Here is a 4058-nt window from a genome sequence, read left to right as displayed (position 1 = left end):
TCGATCGCGAGGATCTCCCGGGTCAGCGCCAGCGGATGCCGGAAGTTCGGCGAGGTCACGAACGTACCGAGCTTGATCGTCGACGTCACGGTCGCGGCCGCGGTCAGCGTCGGCGTCGTCCCGTACCACGGCGAGTCCTGCAACCCGGCCCAGGTCAGGTGGTCGTACGTCCACGCATGATCGAACCCGTACTCCTCGGCCCGCCGCCAGCGCCGCGCCGCATCCCGCCACCGGTACTCCGGAAGAATCGCAATCCCGAAACGCATGCCCGCACCTTACGCGCAAAGTCTTGCGCAGTGTGACCTAAACTGACGACGGACAAGGAGGTAGGAATGGCAGCCCCGGCACCGGAGTACTCGTTCGACCCACTGATCGACCTCGACGGCCTGTGGACCGTTGAGCTGGCTCAGCGCTACCTGCCGATCGACGGTATGCCGCCGGCGCGGTACGAGGCTGTGCAGGGACGACTCAGGATGAGCCCCCGTGAGGGAAGCGCGAACAGCTGGGCTGCCGCGGAGCTGATCGCCCTACTCCGCACACCGGCCCGCGCGTCGGGACACGCGCTGTACACAGCATTGAATGTCCGCACCGGACTCAGCGGCTGGATCGAGCCCGACCTCGTTCTGCTGCATCAGCCGGTGCGCCAGCAGACGTGGATCGAGGCGGAGCAGGTGCTCTGCCCGATCGAGATCATCTCGCCCTCGTCGTTCCATCGGGATCGCATCGACACGCCTGCCGTCTGCGCCGTGTTGGGCATCCCGTTCTACATGCACGTCGAGATCCGGGCCAACGACGTACTGATCGAGTTGCTCCGCCTGGTGGGCGGAGAGTACGTGCTGCAGGCTCAGGCGCGCTCCGGCCAGCTGTTCACGGCCGACGAACCGTTCGCGTTCTCGTTCGACCCTGCCGACCTTCTCGAACCTCGCTGACTCAACTCGGCGTCGGGAACGTGGCGAGCGAACTGGTGCCGATGCTGCCCAGCCAGACCCTGCCGTCGCGTTCGCGGACGCCGGTCGGCATGTGGAAGGACGGGTGCTTGGCGCGGAGGTCGTGGACCAGCTTGCCGGTCTCGTCGTACGCCTGGATCTCGATGATGTCGGCGGCCTTCGGTTTGAGGGCGTCGGGCAACGACCAGACCAGCTTGCGGAAGACCGGGTGCTTCGGGAGCAGCAGATCGAGTACGGCGTTGCGCGGCGAGCCGACGGCGACCCAGATCAGGCCGTCGGAGCCGCGGGCGATGTTGTCGGGCAGACCCGGGATCGTGGCGACCTGTACCGGCACGGCGCCGGCCGTGGCGAGGTCGAGCTTGTAGAGGCCGTACGTCGCGGTCTCGGCCCAGATCAGCGCCTTCCGATCGGCGCTCAGCGCGACGCCGTTCGGGAAGCCGCGGCCGGTCGCGAGCCGGGTGACCTCGCCGTCGGGCGTACGGCGGTACACGCTGCCGGTGGTGGAGTGCTCGAGCAGGTCGGCCATCCACTCGTCGATGCCGAACCGGGTCGACGAGTCCGTGAAGTAGATCGTGCCGTCCTCGGCGACATCGGCGTTGTTGCAGAACCGCATCGGGCGGCCGTCGATCTCGGACAGCAGCGTGCTGATCCGATGGTCCCGATCGAGTGTCAGCAGGCCACGGTTCGCGTCGCAGATCAGGACCTTGCCGTCCGGCAGCCACTCCAGCCCGAGCGGCCGGCCGCCGGTGTCGGCGAGCGTGCTGATCGTGCGGCCGTCCGCGGAGACGCGCAGGATGCGGCCGTCGTACAGGCCGGTGAGCACGCTGCCGTCCTCGTCGATCAGCGTGTCCTCGGGGCCGGCGCCCGGCAGCTCGACGACCTCGACGTCGACGTTCTTCGGGTGCCGCACCGGCGGCGCGGGCGGCGGCGTCCAGCGGACCGGCGAAATCGACGACTTCATGCCGCCGACCTTAACGTCTTGCGCCCCATTTCAGAGGTGAACCACTGAAACGGGTCGGGAGGAACGGCGAAGGTCCGGACCTGGTGGGGGTCCGGACCTTCGGGGTGCTAGTAGATGACCTCGCCGCGGGCGCGCCGCGCCCGGAGCTTCTCGAGCGCTTCGCCGAGGATCTCCTGGGCCTCCTGCTCGGAGCGGCGCTCCTTCACATAGGCCAGGTGCGTCTTGTACGGCTCGATCTTCGGCGGCGGAGGCGGGTTGTTCACATCGGTGCTGGTCGGCAGACCGCACCGTGGACAGTCCCACTCCTCCGGGATGGCCGCCTCGACCGCGAACCAGGTCGCGGTCTCGTGCCCGTTCGCACAGAAGAACACGATGCGCTGCCGGGGCGCGGTGTCGCCGCGCTCCGCCTCGCCCATCGGCCCGGCACCGACCCGGCTGCCACGAATCGCACTGCCACCACCAGCCACGGGAACCTACTCCCCTCAGCCGAGCTTGTAGAGCAGGCCGAGCGCGACGATGGCAGCGAACCAGACCAGACCGATACCGATGGTGATCCGGTCCAGGTTCCGCTCGGCGACCGAGGAGCCGCCCAGGCTGGACGAGACACCGCCACCGAACAGGTCCGACAGACCGCCACCGCGGCCTTTGTGCAGCAGCACGAGCAACGTCAGCATGAGGCTGCAGACGATCACGACGATCGAGAAAGCGAGAATCACGAGGAGTAGCCTAACTGAAGGTCCAGGTAACGGCAGATGCCGGCGAACTCGTCGGCCTGCAGGCTCGCGCCTCCGACCAGGCAACCGTCGACATCCGGTTGGGCCATGATGCCACCTGCGCTGGCCATCTTCACCGATCCACCGTAAAGAATCCGTACCGAGTCGGCGACCGAGGGTGAAATCGTCTCCTCGATCCGGCCCCGGATCGCGGCGATCACCTCCTGCGCGTCCTCCGGCGTCGCGACCTCACCGGTACCGATCGCCCAGACCGGCTCGTACGCGATCACCAGCTTGCGGACGTCGTCCGGCTTCAGCCCGGCCAGCCCCGCGTCGACCTGACCCACGCAGTGCGCGACGTGCCCGTCGGCCTTGCGGATCTCAAGGCCCTCGCCGACACACATGATCGGCGTCAGCCCGGCCTCGAGGGCCTTCGCCGTCTTGGCGTTGACGATCGCGTCGGTCTCGTTGTGGTACTGCCGGCGCTCGGAGTGCCCGGTCAGCACGTACGTGCAGCCGAGCTTGGTGAGCATCGACGCCGAGATCTCGCCGGTGTACGCGCCGGAGTCCTTGGTGGAGACGTCCTGGGCGCCGTACTTGATCTTCATCCGGTCGCCGTCGACCAGCGTCTGCACGCTGCGGATGTCGGTGAACGGCGGCAGCACCGCCACCTCGACCCGGTCGAAGTCGTGCTTCTTGTCCTGCAGCGTCCAGCTCAGCTTCTGCAGCAGGTGCACGGCCTCGACGTGGTTGAGGTTCATCTTCCAGTTGCCCGCCATCAACGGCGTACGGGCAGCATCTGCCATCGTTGTCAGTCCTCTTCCAGTACTGCGAGACCGGGGAGCTCCTTGCCCTCCAGGTATTCGAGCGACGCCCCGCCACCGGTGGAGATGTGGCCGAACGCGTCGTCGGCGAAGCCTAGCTGCCGGACGGCGGCCGCGGAGTCACCGCCGCCGACGACACTCAGGCCGTCCACCTCGGTCAACGCCTGCGCCACCGCCTTGGTTCCGCCGGCGAACGGCGCCATCTCGAAGACACCCATCGGGCCGTTCCAGAACACGGTCCTCGCGGTCCCGATCTCGGCCGCGAACGCCTTGCCGGAGTCCGGGCCGATATCCAGGCCGAGCTGGTCGGCCGGGATCGCGTCGGCGGCCACCACGGTCGCCGGGGAGTCGGCCTTGAACTCGGGCGCGACCACGATGTCGGTCGGCAGCACGATCTTGTCGCCGGCGTCCTTGAGGTACCCGCGGACGACGTCCAGCTGGTCCTCCTCGAGCAGGCTCTTGCCGACCTCGTGGCCCTGGGCCTTGAGGAACGTGAACACCATGCCGCCGCCGATCAGCAGCTTGTCGGCCTTCGCGAGCAGGTTGTCGATCACCGCGAGCTTGTCCGACACCTTCGCGCCGCCGAGCACCACGACGTACGGACGGGCCGGGT

General features: G+C 68.0%; 7 protein-coding genes. 1 reads left to right on the top strand and 6 read right to left on the bottom strand.

Annotation, left to right across the window (positions count from 1 at the left end; genetic code table 11):
- Nucleotides 1-266 (bottom strand): LLM class flavin-dependent oxidoreductase (locus VFF46_RS08320; RefSeq protein WP_325036445.1); only part of this gene is annotated, 266 nt, incomplete at its 3' end.
- Nucleotides 267-332: 66 nt separating this feature from the next.
- On the opposite strand from VFF46_RS08320, the gene VFF46_RS08315 reads away from it, so the two are divergent.
- A complete protein-coding gene (locus VFF46_RS08315) occupies nt 333-929 on the top strand; it encodes a Uma2 family endonuclease (protein ID WP_325036444.1) in 597 nt (198 codons plus the stop codon).
- 1 nt (nt 930) lies between these two features.
- Here VFF46_RS08315 and VFF46_RS08310 read toward each other — a convergent pair whose 3' ends face one another.
- From VFF46_RS08310 to VFF46_RS08290, 5 genes are all read right to left on the bottom strand, one after another.
- Nucleotides 931-1908 carry an SMP-30/gluconolactonase/LRE family protein gene (locus VFF46_RS08310; protein WP_325036443.1) on the bottom strand — a complete coding sequence of 326 codons (978 nt, stop codon included), beginning with the start codon at nt 1906-1908 and terminating at the stop codon, nt 931-933.
- A gap of 107 nt (nt 1909-2015) precedes the next feature.
- Nucleotides 2016-2375 (bottom strand): RNA polymerase-binding protein RbpA, encoded by a 360-nt coding sequence (locus VFF46_RS08305; RefSeq protein WP_209695430.1) that lies wholly within the window; start codon nt 2373-2375, stop codon nt 2016-2018.
- 15 nt (nt 2376-2390) lie between these two features.
- Nucleotides 2391-2624 (bottom strand): preprotein translocase subunit SecG, encoded by a 234-nt coding sequence (secG, locus tag VFF46_RS08300; RefSeq protein ID WP_209695429.1) that lies wholly within the window; start codon nt 2622-2624, stop codon nt 2391-2393.
- Nucleotides 2621-3427 (bottom strand): triose-phosphate isomerase, encoded by an 807-nt coding sequence (gene tpiA / locus VFF46_RS08295; protein ID WP_325036442.1) that lies wholly within the window; start codon nt 3425-3427, stop codon nt 2621-2623. Before tpiA ends, secG begins: the two co-directional genes overlap by 4 nt.
- A 5-nt stretch (nt 3428-3432) precedes the next feature.
- The coding region (locus tag VFF46_RS08290; RefSeq protein WP_325036441.1) for a phosphoglycerate kinase at nt 3433-4058 on the bottom strand (626 nt) is incomplete at its 5' end.

It is taken from the genome of Kribbella sp. (assembly GCF_035655035.1).
Lineage (GTDB): Bacteria > Actinomycetota > Actinomycetes > Propionibacteriales > Kribbellaceae > Kribbella.
This window is presented reverse-complemented; position numbering and strand designations above follow the sequence as displayed.